Below are 16,039 nucleotides of genomic sequence, written 5' to 3'. Positions count from 1 at the left end.
ATCGCTGAGCACCGCCATCCGCGTCATGGGCCCAGCATCAAGCCCGAACCACGCTCAACATTGGAGACACGCCCTAGTCATCCAGCAGGTTAAGACGAGCACGAATCCGAGGGCCTCTGCCAGCGCCGAGACCAGTTCGTCCTCGCTCATGGTCTCAACGTCGCGAGAGCCTGCGGGGACGTCTTCGCCTTGGGTGAACGGACGGAGGTCTTCCAGGACGTCTCCGCATGAGCGGGCCAACTCGACGATGCTGAGCGGAAATGCGTGCATTGAACCAAGGGCGAAGTCGTCGCCGTGATTTCGGACGTCAAGCGCCGCCGCGGCCGCCTCGTCGTCCCATGATCTCTGTGCTGAGTCGAAGCAGGCGGCACTCATCGACTCGCCTCAGTGGTTACGAGCGCGGCGTGGACCGCCCGGTCCGGACGATCGGGGCAGCGGTGCTAGTCGTCGTCGTCGTCGTCTTCGACGTCGGTGTCTACAGCGACGGGCGCGGCGACTGGGCCAGTCGCAGGCCACCTCGTGAGCGCCCAACCCTCGAGCTCGGCGAGCCGGTCGCGGACCGACTGGGGCGTCCACTTGTCTGAGTTCGCTATCTCTCGCTCGCTGAGCAGCGCAGCGCCGTAGTAGCAGGGAGGCGACACCTGGACTGGTGTTCCCCGCTTGCTGGAGAACTCCTTGCGGCCGTAGGACGAGTTGTCCATCGTTAGGACGAGATTGCCGAGGCAGTCCGTCAATTGTGCACGCTCCGCGGGATCCTTGAACGTCACGAGCCACTGACTTCCGGCGGCCGGGGTTTGTGGCAGGACGTGCTCAGTCGTCTTCTGGAAGGCCTGAGTGAAGGTCGTGAAAGGGTCCAGGACTCCGGCAGACTTCCCACGTGAAAGCTCGTACTCGTAGAGCACGTACTTGTGCGAGCTCCTCACGTACCAGTTCACGGAGGGCTGGAAGTTGCTGCGTACCAGATCGTCCGGGGCGTACTCCCACGTCAACTTGGTGATCTCAATGATCGCTTCGTCTGCTGTTATGGCCCCGCGGAACAGCCGGTTCGCCGCGCCAGCCAGGGCTACCTGACCCGCTCCCGCACGGCGAGTGCAGATGGCAAATACTCGGGCTGAGAAGACCTCGCAAGCCTCGACAATACTGGCATATGCCGCACCGTCCTTGGCGTGAGCGAGCCTGCTGGCGAAGAGTAGGGGCAGGAACTGAGCTACGACACCACTGCGGGCCAGCGCTTGCGAATGGCGTCGGACTCGACCCGTCACAACTGGGTCGGATGACCAGATTTCGTACTTGGCGTTGAGGTCCTCGAGGTCGGCTAGGAACTCAGAGCATTGCCAAAGGCTGTCGACGTAGTCGGTGACGTGGTCGAACAGGTCCTGCCATACGGCATCGGTGTTGACGATCGGGGCCGTTCCGACGCTCTCAAGCCGTTGAGAACTGGGGACATATTTCGCACGCGGGAACTTCTTCTTGATTGCCTCCACGCCGGTCCAAGTGCGGCGATCCGCGTTCTGTGTAGCCAGCCAATGAGCGCGAAGGAGTCGATCCTCGCTGTCGGGGGGAAGGTCTGCGAGGTTCTTGAATATGCCGGACCAGCGTTCATTAATGCGGTCCGACAGCTTGTGCCCGCGCTCATCCGGCAGTTGCGATGCCAGATACAACAGGTAGTTCTTGGTCTTCTCCAACGTTGTGAGGGAGCGCCCGCGGTCGTTGAGGGTCTCAAAGATCACGCCGACCTCGGCGGTCGAGCCAACTTCGTAGACGAGCAGCTTCAGTCCTGAGGTGATTCGGCGGCGCAGGTCGAGAAGACGACGGGCGGACATCGCGGGATCGGCGGCATCCAGCAGGGCGTTAATGCGCTGGTCGAAGAACGCGGGCATCGAGGAGTCGCTGCTCGGCGGCCAGCCGCTTGCTCGGTGCCGGCATGTCGCCGATGACGTGGTCACGCCAGAAGCTCGCAAGGTCAACACCAAGCTTCAACCGTGGCTCGGTGACACCGCCAAGGTTGATCCGTATGAGGCTGCGGATCTGTCGTTTCGCCTCATCGACCCCCTCAGCGAGGTCGGTGTCAGCGAGGTCGCCGAGCGTGTGCAACACCCTCAGCAGTCGGCTCAACAGAATGGTGATGGTCGTAAGCCGCTGCTGGCCATCAACAACTTCGTGCTCCCACAGGGATTCGCCTGCTGAGGTCACCTTCTGTATGTCGGTCCTACGCAGGACAAGAGTCCCGGCGTAGTGCTCGCCGGAGCCCATCAGATCCAGGTCTCCCCAAAGGTCGTCGAGCTGCTTGCCGCCCCACGCATAGGGCCGTTGGTAATCAGCGATGGTAAACGACTTCTCGTCCATCACCTTCGTGAGCGACTCGTGCTCCCTTGGCATGCGCCCTCCGGGGTTCGTCGGTATGCAAATGCGTGTCAGCCTAAGCCGCGAACTCCTGGGGCCCGACGCCTTTTGACAAGGCGCAACCCTCGCCACGTGAGAATCCACCACGGCACGAGTGCCAGCTACGCGGTCCTCCTGACCCTGGAATGGATCCCGGTCGAGGCGCTTGCGGCCATCCGGGCGGCATGGCCGATCGCCTATGTCTGGTATTCCACGGACACGCAGGTTTGGCCCTCGGCCGTGCCGGCACGACTGCGCAGCTGCGCCGTGCGGCCCCGGCGAGGGTCGCGAGATGCGCGAGCAGAACCCGCTCGACGTCACCGGATCATCCGCGGAGCGGGCCTTTGATTCGGACCCTGGGCGCAATGTACGGATCCCAACGCCGCAAAGGAGGACTCGAAATGGTCGAGCGAATCGCGCTGACACTCAAGCCGGACTTGGCGCCGGGCGTGGGCCTGGGAGCCTCATTGGGAAGAGCTTCGGTGCTACCAGTTCTGGGACCTTTCGACCATGTCCGCGAACGGCCAACGAAGACCAGGTCGTTCATTCGACCGCCGCTTGTCAGACGTCCGGCTTAGCATGCTGAGAGCTCGCCTGATTGACGGGCGGCACGTGGTCAACGGTGGGAACCTGGCCAGCGAATCGGCAAAGGGGGGATCCGTGGGCGCGCCTGTCCGTGATCAGCTCCGGCACAGCCACGGTTATCACCCGGTCACGACGGATCTGGCTGGCGTTCTGGAGACCGGCCTGTTTGATCAATTACTCGTCTTCGGTTCTGGGCTGCCCGATGTCATCGACCACGTAGTGGAGGCCCGCCTGGTGACTGGCCTGCCCGTGCAGTTGCCGCAAGGCATCTATTGGTTCGACGGGGTCGAACCCTCCCTCGCGCTCTTGGTCACCTCTGGAAGCCCCGCCGGACCGTCCCTCAGTGTTCCGGCCGAGGCCGTACCCCCAGGTTCAGCTCTCGACAACGCACTTGCCTGGGCGGACCAGTCATGGGATGGCGCTTCGGCGGTCCCTCGTCCTCTGTTCGCCGTTGGCTCTGAGGTCGTCGTCAGCAGCACCGGGCACGACGGAATCGTGCGCGAGGGTCGCATGTACGTCGGTGGCGGTTGGAACTATCGAGTGTTTGCGGGCGGGTCGACTGCCCGTTGTGACGAGGGGGCGATCTCGGCCCGACCGATGGAAGATCGCGCGTCCGCCTGGGTGGAGACCAAGCCGGTGTCACCACGTAGGTTCTCTGCGACCCTGACGCGAGCGAAGCTCACGGGCCGGTTCACCGACACTGTCTTCTCGTTCCGGGCCACGCGCACCATCTTTCGCCCCTACCAGTTCAAGCCGGTCCAGAAGTTGCTCAACACTGGCACCCTTCGGCTGTTGATCGCCGACGAGGTTGGCCTCGGTAAGACCATCGAAGCTGGTCTGGTGTGGACTGAGATGGAGGCCCGTCGTCAGGCAAACCGCGTGCTAGTCGTCTGTCCCTCAGCGCTGGTGACCAAATGGAAACGCGAGATGGAGGAGCGGTTCGGCTTCGATCTGGTCGAGCTGGATGGCGACGGTTTGCGTGACATGTTGGACCGCGTGGAGTCGGGACGCTTGCCGTTGCGTGCGACGTACGTCTGCAGCATCGAGCGCCTCCGCATGTGGGATGGGATCGAGCGCGCGACGGAGCTCAACCTCAACTTCGACCTGGCCATCGTCGACGAGGCTCACTCCTTCCGAAACTCTGACACCCGCAGTTACGAGCTGGGCGAACACCTCTCCACCTGGGCCGAGGCGATGGTCATGCTGTCGGCGACCCCAGTGAACCTTCGCAACCGCGATCTGTTCAATCTGCTGAGCGTCCTCGTCCCGGGGGAATTCGAGGATCTTGAGTCGTTGGAGGAGCGCCTCGCTCCTAACCGCGTCCTCAACCGGATCACGAAGTCCATGCTCGACCCCGACGCGACGAACACTCAGCGTCGCGCGTGGCTGGATGAGCTCGCCTCGGACGTCTTCGGGTCCATCCTTACCCTGCGTCCTGACTATGCCTTGCTCCGAGAGCTCCTCGCGAAGGATGCGCTCGATCCCACAGACGCGGTCCAGATCAAGAGAATCTGCTCGGAGCTTCACGGCCTGTCTGCTGAGGTCACGCGGACCCGTAAGGTCGAGGTCCAGGAGTTCAAGGCGATGCGGGAGCCGCATCACGTCCAAGCCCTGTTCAACGACTCTGAGGCCGCGTTCTACAACGCCTTCCGTGGTTGGTGCATCGAACGAGCCGACGTCACAGGCTCCCCGCTGCACTTCGCGATGCAGATGCCCCTGCGCTTGGCTGGTAGCTGTCTGCCCGAGGCAGCCCGCTCGGTGTTGGGCTGGGGACGTCAGAGGGCTGTCGACCTCGAAGTTGACGACGGTATTGAGACGAAGACTGCGTCACGCGATGTGGCTCCCGGTCCAGAGCTCGTCAGGCTCGCGCGCTCATTGGCCACCGACACCAAGTTCGACCAGTTCCAGATCGCCATAGAGGACTTGGTTCGCCAAGGAAAGCGCGTCCTTGTCTTCACCCACTCCCGGCGCACCTTGCGATACCTCGAGTCACGCCTGCGGGGAGACGCTCGGGTGGTTGCGCTCCACGGCGACGTGGTCCGCCGCAAGCGTGACGAAGTCATGGCTGCTTTCCGTGGGGGCGCGTATGACGTCCTCCTCGCGACGAGGGTGGCGAGCGAGGGTCTCGACTTCGAGTTCTGCTCTGCCGTGGTGAACTACGACCTCCCGTGGAACCCCATGGAGGTCGAGCAGCGTATCGGTCGCATTGACCGGATCGGACAGACCGAAGAGAAGCTGGCGATACTCAACTTCCACACGCCCGGCACGATCGAATCGGACATCATCGAGCGGGTCATGGATCGAATTGGGGTGTTCGAGCACGCCATCGGAGAGCTGGAACCCATTCTTGACTCCGGTTGGAAGAGCGTCCAGGACATCCTGTTCGACTTCTCCCTGTCACCTGAGCAGCGCGAGCAGCGAAGTCGTGAGGCGATCCTGGCTCTGGAGGAGCAGGCCCTGGCCTTGGCCGAGGTCGAAGCCGCCGCCCCCACATTAGTCAGCAGCGACGGCGCCGAGATCGAAGGGCTCGAACAAGACCTGCTGGCCTCCGGACGTTACGTCGGTCAAGACGAGCTGGCTCTCCTGGTGCAGGACTGGGCGGAGACGTTCAGCGGGCAGGTAGAGAGGGAACCGCAGGTGCTTCGCCTGCGCGGGAACGACGAGATGGCGGAGCATGTGCAGGCTTTGGTTCGCACCCACGAACGGCTGAGCACCGAAGTTACCGAACTGACCACCGCATTTCGATCCGGCATGACGATGACCTACTCCCTCGACCAGGAGTTGTCCCGTGTCTCAGGCCTGCCGTTGCTCACGGCCACACACCCCGCAGTCCGAGCCGCAGTTGGCACACCGGGCTACCGACAGGGCCGATACTCGCTCCTACGAATGACTCCGGCCATTGCCGGTGTGCCCGTGGGGAAGTACCTCTCCCTCCTAGCTGTCGCCGACTGGGACGGGATTCGCGAACTGCATGAGGTCTGGACGGCGACAGTCGACCTTGCCTCGCTGTCAGACGCAGGGCCGGACGTCGGACTCGCAGTCATGAAGGAACTCGCTCGAGGAACTCTGGTTGCCGGGCCGCATCGCGACTACGGCAACCTGGAGGAAGCAGTGGAGATGGCGACCTTCAACCTCGAGGTCCGCATCGGCGAACGCCGCCGCGAGCTGATGGCCGAGAACGAGGCCTTCGTGGCCACCCGCCGGCAATCATTCGCCCAAGTACACGAACGCCGCGTGCGATCGCTTCGAGTAACACTGGCCACCCACCAGGAACGAGGAAACACGCGAGCGATTCCGCTGACGGAGGCACGGATCCGCAAGCAAGAGAGACGGTTCGCCGAGCAGCTCGCCAAGCTCGATGTCTCAAGTCAGCCCCAGCTAAAGACTCAGGACCTGGCGGTATGCGTGATCGAGGTGAACGAGTGACACAGCACCCAGACCTGCCATTCGAGCAGGCGAGAAACTCTGAGTACCTCGCTCGTCTGAAGGCCAGAGCGTCGATAGTCGCCCAAGTGAACGTCGCCCGGAGCCGGAACTGGGTGGACCCGTCGGCGATCAAGCTGCCCGTCGGAATCTCCGATCACCCACTTGTTGGACGGATCGGCTTCGACGCCGAGGATGAGCTCCTGGGCCGCGCCTGCTACATCGGGCCAACCCGCCTAGACGACGGCAACTTCCAGGTCGTCAGCTGGGACGCACCGGTATCCCAGCTGTTCTTCGGAACGGGAGACGAGGGCTTCACCATCGATGGCAAGCTCGCGGTGCGCAGGACCTTCGACCACCGCCTCAGCGACATCGCCGACGTAGACGACGAGTGGCTCACACGGGTCGACCCGTCCCCTTTCGATGCAGGCGACCTGCAAGTTCCGGCGCCCAGCACTCCGCGAGCGGACCGCCGGGCGCGGCGCGTCTCTCCAGACAGCCAGCCGAGTCCCGCCGCTGACACCGTTAGGCCCACAAGCGAGGCAGACGCTGAACCACTTGGTGAGGATGGGTCGGCAACCCGCCGGCGGACGCACCGCGACCGCGAAACACAAGACCAGCGACTCGCCGGGATGCGATCCGCTGAGACTGTGCTTAGGAAGCTGGCTGCTCCGCGCTCAGCTGCCCTGCAATCTGTGCTCGCCACCCTGCAACCGGACCAGTTCGACGTGGTCTCACGCAGCCCCCACGAGGACTTGCTCATCCAGGGACACCCGGGCACCGGGAAGACCGTCGTCGCCGCATATCGGGCGGCGTACCTCGTCAGTGCCGAGCGAAAGGAAGCACAGGCACAGTCCGTGCTCCTGGTTGGCCCGACAAGTGATTACGTCGCCCACGTTAAGGGCCTGGTGCGGCCGCTTGATCCAGAAGGCCGAATCGTCGTCACGCACATAGCGGAAGTACTTGATCGGATCGTCGGCCTGAAGACCAACTGGTCCGGTGGCATCGGGGGAGAACACAACGACATTGACGCGCATGCCCGCCAGTTCGCTGCCCGCGCGGAGATGATCCTCCAGCGTGCCAAGACCGTGCCTACCGGCCCGACGGCACGGCGAGATCACCTCGAGGCCGTCTACTCCCTTATCCAGTCCAATGGGCTCCCGGGGCAACCGGTCTCCGACAACCCGGAAGACTCGGCCTGGATGGCGCGATTGCCCCGGTTCAACGAAGCGATTCGCATGCGAAGATATCTCCCCTTGATGGCCCAGAGCACCCTCGCTTTCCAACCTGTCCCGTTCACGGACCAGTTCACTCATCTGCTGGTCGACGAGGCACAGGACATCTCGCCCATCGAGTGGAATGTGCTGGAACAGTACCTTCGCCCAGGTGGTCATTGGACCCTCGTCGGCGACATGAATCAGCGTCGCTCTGACACCACCTACGCCACGTGGGGTCACATCTCCGACCACCTCGGCATCGGTGATGGCGACGAACCCCTGCAACAGACGCTGCTGCGCCGCGGCTACAGGTCAACCACCCCGATCCTCCAGTTTGCCGACAAGCTCCTCCCATCATCTCAGCGAGGTGCGACCTCGATCCAGGTCGAGGGGCCCAGGCCCAGCGTTGAGTATGTCCCCGGACCTGACGCGCTGTTCCCGAAGGCTGTCGAGGCCGCACTACGGCTCTTGAAGAGCTACCCCAATGGGACTGTCGCCATCATCACCGTCGATCCCGGTCGACTGATACAACTGCTGGGCAAGGAAGGCTGGCGTCGCGGCGAGACGCTAAACCTGTGGACTCGTGGCCACGAGCTGCTCAGGGTCCACGTCCCCGAATCAGCTCGAGGCCTTGAGTTCGACGGCGTCGTGGTCGTGGAGCCCGGCGACTTCCCTGAGAACCTCGGACGCGAGGGGCAGCTGTACACGAGCCTCACGCGCGCGAACCGAGAACTGGCGGTCGTCTGGCACAAGGGCATGCCGGACGCGTTGCGGAAGGCCGCGCGGCGTTGACACATAACGTTGGTGAGAGTGGACTCCACCGACCGCAACTTCCACCACTCCAGGGACGTGGCACGTGACGCGGCGTCGCCAGGTGCCTCTGGCAAGCCCAGATTCGCGCGCGTTGAACGTTGCCTTCGGCGCTCATCGAGTCTTCGGGGCAGATGGAGTCGGCCTGTGCCTCTGATATCAGCTGGCGCTCACTGGAGCGAGCTAGGCGCGGCCCCTTCTTCGTATACAGCGAATCCATCGGGAGCCTGGGCCAGCAGCTGCTTGAACGGTCTCGAATCTTGTCACCCCAGTTGTCGTTCAAGATCCAGGTTGCATCCCCTTTCGACGATTGGGTGATCGAGGTGCCAACGCGCGGTTCTCATCCGACTTGCCGTGCTGAGCTTGGATCACTGACCACCGCGCCTCAACGTCCTGTGTACGCCTTCGATGCGCAACGTCTTGCTGTCGGGAAGGATCTGCCTCACCTGCGCCCCCGGTGTACCGGCAGTGACCGGCCCTCGACGAGTCGGAGCACCGCCCAACGCTTCGGTAAGGACTCGGTCGAAGCGTGACGGAGTCGGGAAGCTTCCACGAAGATGAGGGCATGGCCATCACCAGACAGTCCTGTCCCTTTCACGCCGACGAGGACATCCTCGGGCGGCAGGTCGATGCGGACGGCACTATGGAGTTCACCTGCGATCGCAATCTGCATCCAGCCGGAGGGCCGCTCTCGTGGCTTTCGGTCCCTGAGCCCCCGGACATGCCGGAGCTCTACGGGCTGGCCGATGAGCTCGGTCTGGGCACCGAGCTGCCCGCCCTGCTCAACGAGCATCCCGGCAAGTGGGTTGAGTACGGCGTGGTCGAGGCGGCATACGCCGACGCCCACACCGACGACTTCGCCATGCTCGTCGCGCGTTACGGCCACACGGCCATCGCCAAGAAGAACTACACCGTGTCCTCGTTCCTCAGCGGGACACTCGGCCGCCTCAGCAAGCGCGGAGATGTCCTGCTCAGCTGGCGAAAGCCCACCGGGAGGTGGTCATACAACGCAGGGATCTCCTGGTGGGCACTGCCACCCACGCCTCCGGCCGACGCGGAGGTCTCGTGGGAGTCGCTGGGACGCTCTATGGACTATGTCCCGGGAGCGACCAAGCGGTCCAACTAGTCGTCGTCGAGCAGGTTGAGCAGGCGCACCTGACCGAGCGCCCGTTGAAGTGCCGCAACCAGTTCTTCGTCTCTGAGCGTCAGAAGATCGTTGCCGTGGATGGGCGCCTCCCCGGCCGGGGCGTACGGGCCGATGTCCTGCGCGAGCTCGCCGCTGGAGCGAGCGAGCTCCAGCACGCTCATCGGGAAGGGCTCGAGTACGCCGATTGACAGCTCGCTGCCATGGACCCGGATGTCCAGCGCCGGTACGTCCCGCTCATCGTCCCAACCGTCCGTGACGCTGACTGGCCGGTCGAGCAGGGCCATCACCAGGGTGTCGAGGTCCTCGATGGAGTCGATGTCGACAATCTCGAGCAGTTCCTCGAGATCGTCACAGACTTTGGTGAATCGTGGGTCGGTCATTGCCGTCCTCTGTCGTAGGCGTGCGGGTGACCGGCCTGCAGTTCGGCGAGCAGCTCGGGCTGAGCGGCGAGCGCCGCCCTCAGGCGAGCCTTAGCGCGGGAAATACGCTGGTCCACAGCTGCCCGGCTGATTCCGAGCTCGTCAGCGAGGTCGGAAGGTTCGACGTCGTCGACCAGGCGCCGCTGCAGCAAGTCGGCGTCCGCGGGCGGAACGAGACCGAACACCTGGTTGATCACGGCATCGCCCACGGCCGGCATCGAGGGCTGACGACTGCGCGCTACCTCCATGAAGTCAGCCACCACGTCGTACGGATCGCCCTCGTGATCCTCCACCTCGGCCACGGCGGGTCGCCGCTGCTCGGCGCGCCAGCGGTCGGTGATCACTCGTGCGGTCGTCGTCTCTAGCCATGCCTCGACGTTGTTGGGCTGGGCTTCGCCGGACCAAGCGTGGACGTACCTGATCAGCACCTCCTGAAGGAGGTCCTTGCGGTCCTCCGAGGACAGCCGAAAGTCGCGGCCGCGCACCTCAACGATGCGGTGCGCCACACGCCGTATGGCCTCGATTTCCACATGAGTGACCATACGGATCGCCACGGACATCCGCCGGGGTGTCAGAGAACTCGCGGACCCAGCGTCGAAGTCCCTATGAGCACTCGCACGCACCCACAGACCCTGCCCCGACTCGAAACGGCCAACGCCGACGTCGTCACGCCCTACCTCGCCGTCGGAGGTGACCTGTCGTATGACGATGACACCGCGGTCCGCCAGTCCGTCGAGCTCGTCGTCGACGGCGGCATCACCCACGTCCTCGACGTCCGCCAGGAGGCCAACGACGCCGACTGGTGGGCGGAGACCGAGGTGACCTACCTCTGGGCCGGCATCAACGATGCCGGCCAGCGCGTCCCGGCCGCGTGGTTCGAGCGGATAGTCGCGTGGGCCATCGAAGCTATCGACAGCGGGGGCGTGGTCCTCACCCACTGCCACATGGGGATCAACCGCGGCCCAAGCGCGGGCTACGCCGTACTCCTCGGCATGGGATGGGACCCGGTCGAGGCGCTGGCAGCCATCCGAGCTGCTCGCCCGATCGCCAACGTCTGGTACGCCGAGGACGCGTTGAGCTGGCACCTGGACCGGGTCGGTGCCAGTGCCGCCGAGCGCGTTATGGCGCGTGCCCGGATCGCCCGGTGGCGCGAAGAGAACCCACTGGAGGTCGTCCGGATCATTCGCGGGATCCGTGCGGGGGAGAACCATTGATTCGGACCCTGGCCGCACAGTACGTACTCCCGACGCTACGAAGGAGGTCATGAGATGACCGAGCGGATCGCACTGTCACTCAAGCCCGACTTCGCGTCGGGCCGGTGGGCCTGGAGCCTCATGGGGGCGAGCTTCGGGTCCACCGGGTCGGTCCGGGCGCACGGCCGTGAGGACGCTGTCCTGTGTGCACTGGCGGCTGCCCACCCTGTGTTGCAGGCTTGGGTCCCGGCGCAGATGGTCATCTCGCTGCCGCCGACGGCGCTGCTGTGGTCGTACGCCGACGAGGTCTCAGCCCACTTCGCCGGCGTGACGCTGGTGCCTACACCGCGTCCGACGCGCCGCTCCGAGCCGCCGCCATGCGAGCGCTCAACCCGGTGCAGCCCGTCGCGGCTCCTCCGTCCACCTCCCTCACGGTTGCTACCGATGGTTCTGCGACCCGCGGGCGCATCGGCTGGGGCTGGCTGGCCGAGGACGGCAGGCACGGGCACGGCACCGAGACTCCGTGGACAAGGTCGTGCGTGAGGCGCAGGCACCCCGTGCTCGCTGAGCTCCGCGCCATCTCCGAAGCCATCACGGCACTTCCACACCGGGACCTGGTGATCCGCACGGACTGCAGGCAGGCAATTTCGCTGATCACCGAGTGGATCGGCGGAGGAGACCGGCTGCCCGACGGCTACATCGCCACGCACCACACCGCCGTCAAGCGGGCCGGGCTGCTGTGGACGCAGGAGCAGGTCCGCAAGGAGGCGCCACGGCTCGACATCGGCTGGGTCCGCGGCCACGCAGGGGATCCGCTCAACGAGGGAGCCGACTCCCTGGCCAAGCTCGCCCGCCGCGCAGCCGAAGGGACTTGGGGCTTCGGCCCCGACGACGTACCCGCCCGCGCCCGGGCAATCGCCGACGCCTTCGCTGGCCCCGACAGCCACTCCCAGCCCGCCACCGCGGCCTGACTTTCACGATCCACCCAGGAGAACCACATGAAGATCAACGCACTCCTCGACGTTAACGTCGTCGCGCACGAGACCGAGGACGAGGTCGCCGTGCTGCTCGAGCTCGAGGCACCGGCGGCGCTCGCCGACGCCACTCGTCCCCAGGCGTCGCTGCAGGTCGTCCTCGACCGCTCCGGGTCCATGGGCGGAGCGCCGCTCGAGGGCGCAAAGAAGGCTATCGTCGCGCTGGTCCGTCGGCTCGAGCCGATGGACAACTTCGGGCTGGTGACTTTCGACGACTCCGCCCAGGTCGTCGTGCCCGCCGGCCCACTCGCCGACAAGGACGCCGTGATCACCCAGATCCAGGGGGTGAACGCGGGCGGGACGACCGACCTTTCGGCCGGCTACATCCGCGGCCTGCGCGAGATCCGACGAGTGATGTCAGGCCAGCCGGGTCGGGGATCCAGCGGCACTGTCCTGGTCATCTCAGACGGTCACGTCAACGCCGGGATCAAGGACGCCGACGAGTTCGCCTCCGTCACCTCCAAGGCCTACGCCGACAGCATCGTCACCTCCACCCTCGGCTACGGCCGCGGCTACGACGAGACGCTGCTCACCGCGATCGCCCGCTCCGGCTCGGGCAACCACGTGTTCGCCGACAACCCCGATGCTGCCGGGGCCGCCATCGCCGGTGAGGTTGACGGGCTGCTCAACAAGGTCGTTCAGGCGCTCTCCCTGACGGTGAAGTTCGAGCCGGCTGTGCAGTTCCTCCGGCTCTACAACGACTTGCCGGCTCAGCAGATCGGCGAAGGTCAGGTGATGATCGAGCTCGGCGACCTCTACTCCGAGGAGGCCCGCAAGGTCCAGCTGAAGCTCAAGGTCCCCGCCCTCGCCGCACTGGGGCTCGCCCGAGTGGCGACCCTGGAGATCTCGTACGTCGAGCTGCCGGGCCTGGTCGAGCAGGTCGTCTCGCTGCCCATCACCGTCAACGTTGTGCCCGGCGACGAGGCTGCCGGCCGGGTGGCGCACCCCAGCGTGCACTCCGAGGTGCTCTTCCAGGAAGCACAGGACGTCAGGCGCCAGGCGTCCGAAGCGTTCGAGCACGGCCGCTTCGACGAAGGCCAGCGCCTCATCGGCGAGACCAAGATCCGTCTGGCGCGCTCCCTCGGCGTCGCTCCCGAGAAGCTCAAGCCCGAGATCCAGGTCGAGCTTGACGATGTCGCTCGCATGGAGCAGCTGGGTCACGACAGCGGCCCCATGGGCGCTCCGATGATGTCGAAGATGTCCCGCGACTCCTACCACCGGATGAACCGCAAGCGCGGGCGGCGGACCCACCCCGAGCAGGACGGGCGCTGACTCCGAGGCGTGGTTGTTTCGGACCCCTGGCGCACGCTGCTCCCATGAGCGAAATCATCAGTAAGACGAGCGCCGCTGGGGAGCCCGCGCCCGTGTACTTCCGCACGGCCACGGGCACCCGCGTCCACCTTCCCGAGTGCCCTCACCTCGTCGGCGCGGACGGCCACGCGGCGACTCCCGCCGAACAGCTGCAGCACCCCGTCTGCGACTGGTCGCGAGCGCAGGACGAGGGCCACGGACGTGACTACTTCGACACCATCGAGGACGCCATGCGACGGGTGGGCGTGCCCGTAGAAGGTCACGACGTCGTCCTCGACGCACTGCGGTTCGTCCAGCACGACGAGGTCTTCGTCGTTCACAGCCTGACCTACGGTGCACTCGGTCGAGACGGTCGCACGGTGGCCGGCTTCGGCAGGACCTTCTACTGGGTGGGCGACCAGCGCATCAACCTTCCGTTCTACGTCGACAGTTCGCGACTGGGGCACACGGCGCCCAAGGCCTATGGCGACGCCTGCCCGAGCTGCAACCTCGCGCTGCCGCTCACTGGCGTCTGCGACGACTGCTGAGCCGCCCGATTCCATCCCGCGCACGACGGATTCCGGGCACCATGGGCGGCGTACAGGCAGTCGAGGGGGGAGACGCCCATGCCACCAGGACGCAATCCGGTCGAGGCGATGCAGCGTCTGGCGCGCATCCTCGCGGTCCTCGACGACGCCGGCGTCGTCGGGGCGACGACCGACAGGCTGCTCGAAGTGGCTCAGTACGGCGGGCAGTCCGCGCCGCAGGACCAGCTGAGCCTGGACCTGCGCAACCTGAAGAATCAGGGCTGGCAGATCGACAACGTGGCACCGCCGGGGGAGCTAGGCCGCTACCGCATGGTGAGCGGGGACAACCGCCTCCACGTCAAGCTGACAGCAGATCATCGGGCTGCCCTCCAGCGGGCGGTTCTGTTGGCCGAGCGGTCCGACCTCGCCAAGCGACTTGGAGTCCGAACCACGACGGTCCCCGAGGGGATCGGCGCCATCGTGATCCGGAAGCAGAAAGGCGACAAGCTGTCCCTCGCCTTCCAGTCCGTACAGCTGCGCAGCCGGATCAGGTTCACCTACAAGGGCACCGCGCGGATCGTGCACCCCGGGACGGTGCGCTTCCAGAACTACAAGTGGTATCTCAGTGGCGTCGAGGACGGGGCAGAGATCGTCAAGCACTTCGTGGTCAGCGAGATGAGCGGCATCGCCCTGGATCCACCGGGGACGGCCGCCGAGGTGTCGTCTGTGAGACGCATCCCGCTGCACCCCCTCAGGTGGGAGGTCGACGCGCCCACGCAGGTCACGCTCCGCACGACCCGTGACTTCGTGCCCGACGTCATCAGATGGCTCAACGAACCCGACTCACAGGTCGAGCGCGACGACGCGGTCGACCTGACCTACACCGTCACCCACCGGCATGCCTTCCGCGCCCGCCTCTACGTCCTCGGGCCGCGCGTCACGATCGCGCAGGGTGCCGAGGTGTACGACGAGATACTCGCCGAGCTGCGCACGATGGTGGGGCTGTGATGGCCGGGCCCAAGTTCCTCCAGCGCGTTGCTCGCTTGCCCGAGGTTATCAACGTCCTGAGCGCCTATCCCGACGGGCTACCCCTGAGTGAGCTCGCCGCCCAGTTCGGCGTCGGCGTCGAGACCATGCGCGAGGACCTCGTCACCTACCTCGACCTGGAGTCGTGGGGCTGGTCGTTCGACATCTTCCGCAGGCCTGCCCTGGAGTTCGTCCAACCGGAGGCCGGGTATGCGACCGACGGATCGGGCGGCACGGTGGTCCGCATCGTCCCCGACGCGGCCCCTGGCCTGGGAGTGGAGCATCTCTCGGCTGGTGACCTCGCCACGCTCTACACCGCCGGCGCGGCACTGCTCGAGGTGGATCCGGACGACACCGACCTGGCTGCGGCGCTCGGCGTCATCGCAGAGACCATGTACGGCGAGCCGGCCGCGACGCCGTACGTCGGTGACTGGAACCGCCACCTTCGCGATCTCCAGGACGCCCAGGAGCGGCAGCGCAAGGTCCGGATCGTCTACTCGCGGGCGTGGTATCCGGGGGTGACCGATCGGGTCATCGAACCGCTGCGCCTGGTCCAGACCCGCCGTGGATGGGAGGTCGACGCCGGACCGGCCGGTCCGGAGGGCAACCTGCGAACCTTCCTCCTCTCCAACATCCGATCGGTTGAGGTTCTCGACGAGGGCTTCCAGGGCCCCTCCGGTCTCGAGTCGCTGCTCGCGAAGCAGCGGGCGACGACCACCGTCCGCATGGAGATCGCCCAGGACGCCCGCTGGGCCGCACGCCAGCACGCCGAAAGGGTCACCGTCCTCGACGAGGACGAGGCGACTTTCACCGCGGACCTCGAGCTGCTGGCTCCCGTCGGGGAGCGGGTGGGGCTGATCCTGTTGGCGAGCGGTCCCTCGACGCGGGTCGTCGCGCCGGGTGCGGTCCTGCCGGACGCGTTGGCGCTCGTCCACGAGCTGCTGACACATCACGAATCGGCCGGGCGACCGCCGGCCTGACGGCCT

The 16,039-nt window shown here is 65.6% G+C and carries 14 protein-coding genes; 9 read left to right on the top strand and 5 right to left on the bottom strand.

The features are described 5' to 3' along the window. Positions 1-54: 54 nt before the first annotated feature. From EUA94_RS18185 to EUA94_RS18175, 3 genes are all read right to left on the bottom strand, one after another. Complete coding sequence (locus EUA94_RS18185; RefSeq protein WP_129428313.1) at positions 55-375, bottom strand: hypothetical protein; 321 nt, start codon at positions 373-375, stop codon at positions 55-57. A 65-nt stretch (positions 376-440) separates the two neighbouring features. Beyond that, the gene (locus tag EUA94_RS18180) at positions 441-1,880 is read right to left on the bottom strand and encodes an HNH endonuclease family protein (RefSeq protein ID WP_129428312.1); all 1,440 of its coding nucleotides are present in this window, start codon (positions 1,878-1,880) and stop codon (positions 441-443) included. Continuing rightward, positions 1,852-2,346 (bottom strand): DUF262 domain-containing protein, encoded by a 495-nt coding sequence (locus tag EUA94_RS18175; protein ID WP_242494950.1) that lies wholly within the window; start codon positions 2,344-2,346, stop codon positions 1,852-1,854. Before EUA94_RS18175 ends, EUA94_RS18180 begins: the two co-directional genes overlap by 29 nt. 696 nt (positions 2,347-3,042) lie before the next feature. Between EUA94_RS18175 and EUA94_RS18170 the strand changes: the two genes are divergently transcribed. From EUA94_RS18170 to EUA94_RS18160, 3 genes are all read left to right on the top strand, one after another. Further along, the gene (locus tag EUA94_RS18170; protein ID WP_165357013.1) at positions 3,043-6,393 is read left to right on the top strand and encodes a DEAD/DEAH box helicase; all 3,351 of its coding nucleotides are present in this window, start codon (positions 3,043-3,045) and stop codon (positions 6,391-6,393) included. Further along, a complete protein-coding gene (locus tag EUA94_RS18165) occupies positions 6,390-8,399 on the top strand; it encodes a UvrD-helicase domain-containing protein (protein WP_165357012.1) in 2,010 nt (669 codons plus the stop codon). Before EUA94_RS18170 ends, EUA94_RS18165 begins: the two co-directional genes overlap by 4 nt. Positions 8,400-8,982: 583 nt before the next feature. Further along, positions 8,983-9,543, top strand: a complete 561-nt coding sequence (locus EUA94_RS18160; RefSeq protein WP_129428308.1) for a hypothetical protein — start codon at positions 8,983-8,985, stop codon at positions 9,541-9,543. Here EUA94_RS18160 and EUA94_RS18155 read toward each other — a convergent pair. Together EUA94_RS18155 and EUA94_RS18150 are read right to left on the bottom strand one after the other, a co-directional pair. Next, positions 9,540-9,944 (bottom strand): hypothetical protein, encoded by a 405-nt coding sequence (locus EUA94_RS18155; RefSeq protein ID WP_129428307.1) that lies wholly within the window; start codon positions 9,942-9,944, stop codon positions 9,540-9,542. The two genes, EUA94_RS18160 and EUA94_RS18155, sit on opposite strands and share 4 nt — an antisense overlap. Then, positions 9,941-10,513: an RNA polymerase sigma factor gene (locus EUA94_RS18150; protein WP_165357010.1), complete on the bottom strand. Its 573-nt coding sequence runs from the start codon at positions 10,511-10,513 to the stop codon at positions 9,941-9,943. Before EUA94_RS18150 ends, EUA94_RS18155 begins: the two co-directional genes overlap by 4 nt. Before the next feature lie 75 nt (positions 10,514-10,588). Here EUA94_RS18150 and EUA94_RS18145 point away from each other — a divergent pair, with 75 nt between their 5' ends. The 6 genes from EUA94_RS18145 to EUA94_RS18120 all read left to right on the top strand — a co-directional run bounded on the left by EUA94_RS18145 (position 10,589) and on the right by EUA94_RS18120 (position 16,033). After that, positions 10,589-11,197, top strand: a complete 609-nt coding sequence (locus EUA94_RS18145; protein ID WP_165357008.1) for a dual specificity protein phosphatase family protein — start codon at positions 10,589-10,591, stop codon at positions 11,195-11,197. Between the two features lie 356 nt (positions 11,198-11,553). Beyond that, a complete protein-coding gene (locus tag EUA94_RS18140) occupies positions 11,554-12,147 on the top strand; it encodes an RNase H family protein (protein ID WP_129428304.1) in 594 nt (197 codons plus the stop codon). Positions 12,148-12,174: 27 nt separating this feature from the next. Then, positions 12,175-13,482, top strand: coding sequence for a vWA domain-containing protein (locus tag EUA94_RS18135; RefSeq protein ID WP_129428303.1), 1,308 nt, complete (start codon positions 12,175-12,177; stop codon positions 13,480-13,482). Positions 13,483-13,526: 44 nt separating this feature from the next. After that, positions 13,527-14,048, top strand: a complete 522-nt coding sequence (locus EUA94_RS18130; protein WP_129428302.1) for a hypothetical protein — start codon at positions 13,527-13,529, stop codon at positions 14,046-14,048. 78 nt (positions 14,049-14,126) lie between these two features. Beyond that, positions 14,127-15,035 carry a WYL domain-containing protein gene (locus tag EUA94_RS18125; RefSeq protein ID WP_129428301.1) on the top strand — a complete coding sequence of 303 codons (909 nt, stop codon included), beginning with the start codon at positions 14,127-14,129 and terminating at the stop codon, positions 15,033-15,035. After that, the gene (locus tag EUA94_RS18120) at positions 15,035-16,033 is read left to right on the top strand and encodes a helix-turn-helix transcriptional regulator (RefSeq protein WP_129428300.1); all 999 of its coding nucleotides are present in this window, start codon (positions 15,035-15,037) and stop codon (positions 16,031-16,033) included. The genes EUA94_RS18125 and EUA94_RS18120 overlap by 1 nt, the downstream gene beginning before the upstream one ends. Positions 16,034-16,039: the final 6 nt, after the last annotated feature.

Origin of the sequence: Nocardioides zhouii (assembly GCF_004137345.1) — a bacterium.
Classification (GTDB): domain Bacteria; phylum Actinomycetota; class Actinomycetes; order Propionibacteriales; family Nocardioidaceae; genus Nocardioides; species Nocardioides zhouii.
Note: the sequence above shows the minus strand (reverse complement) of the source record. Positions and strands in the feature narration are given on the sequence as shown.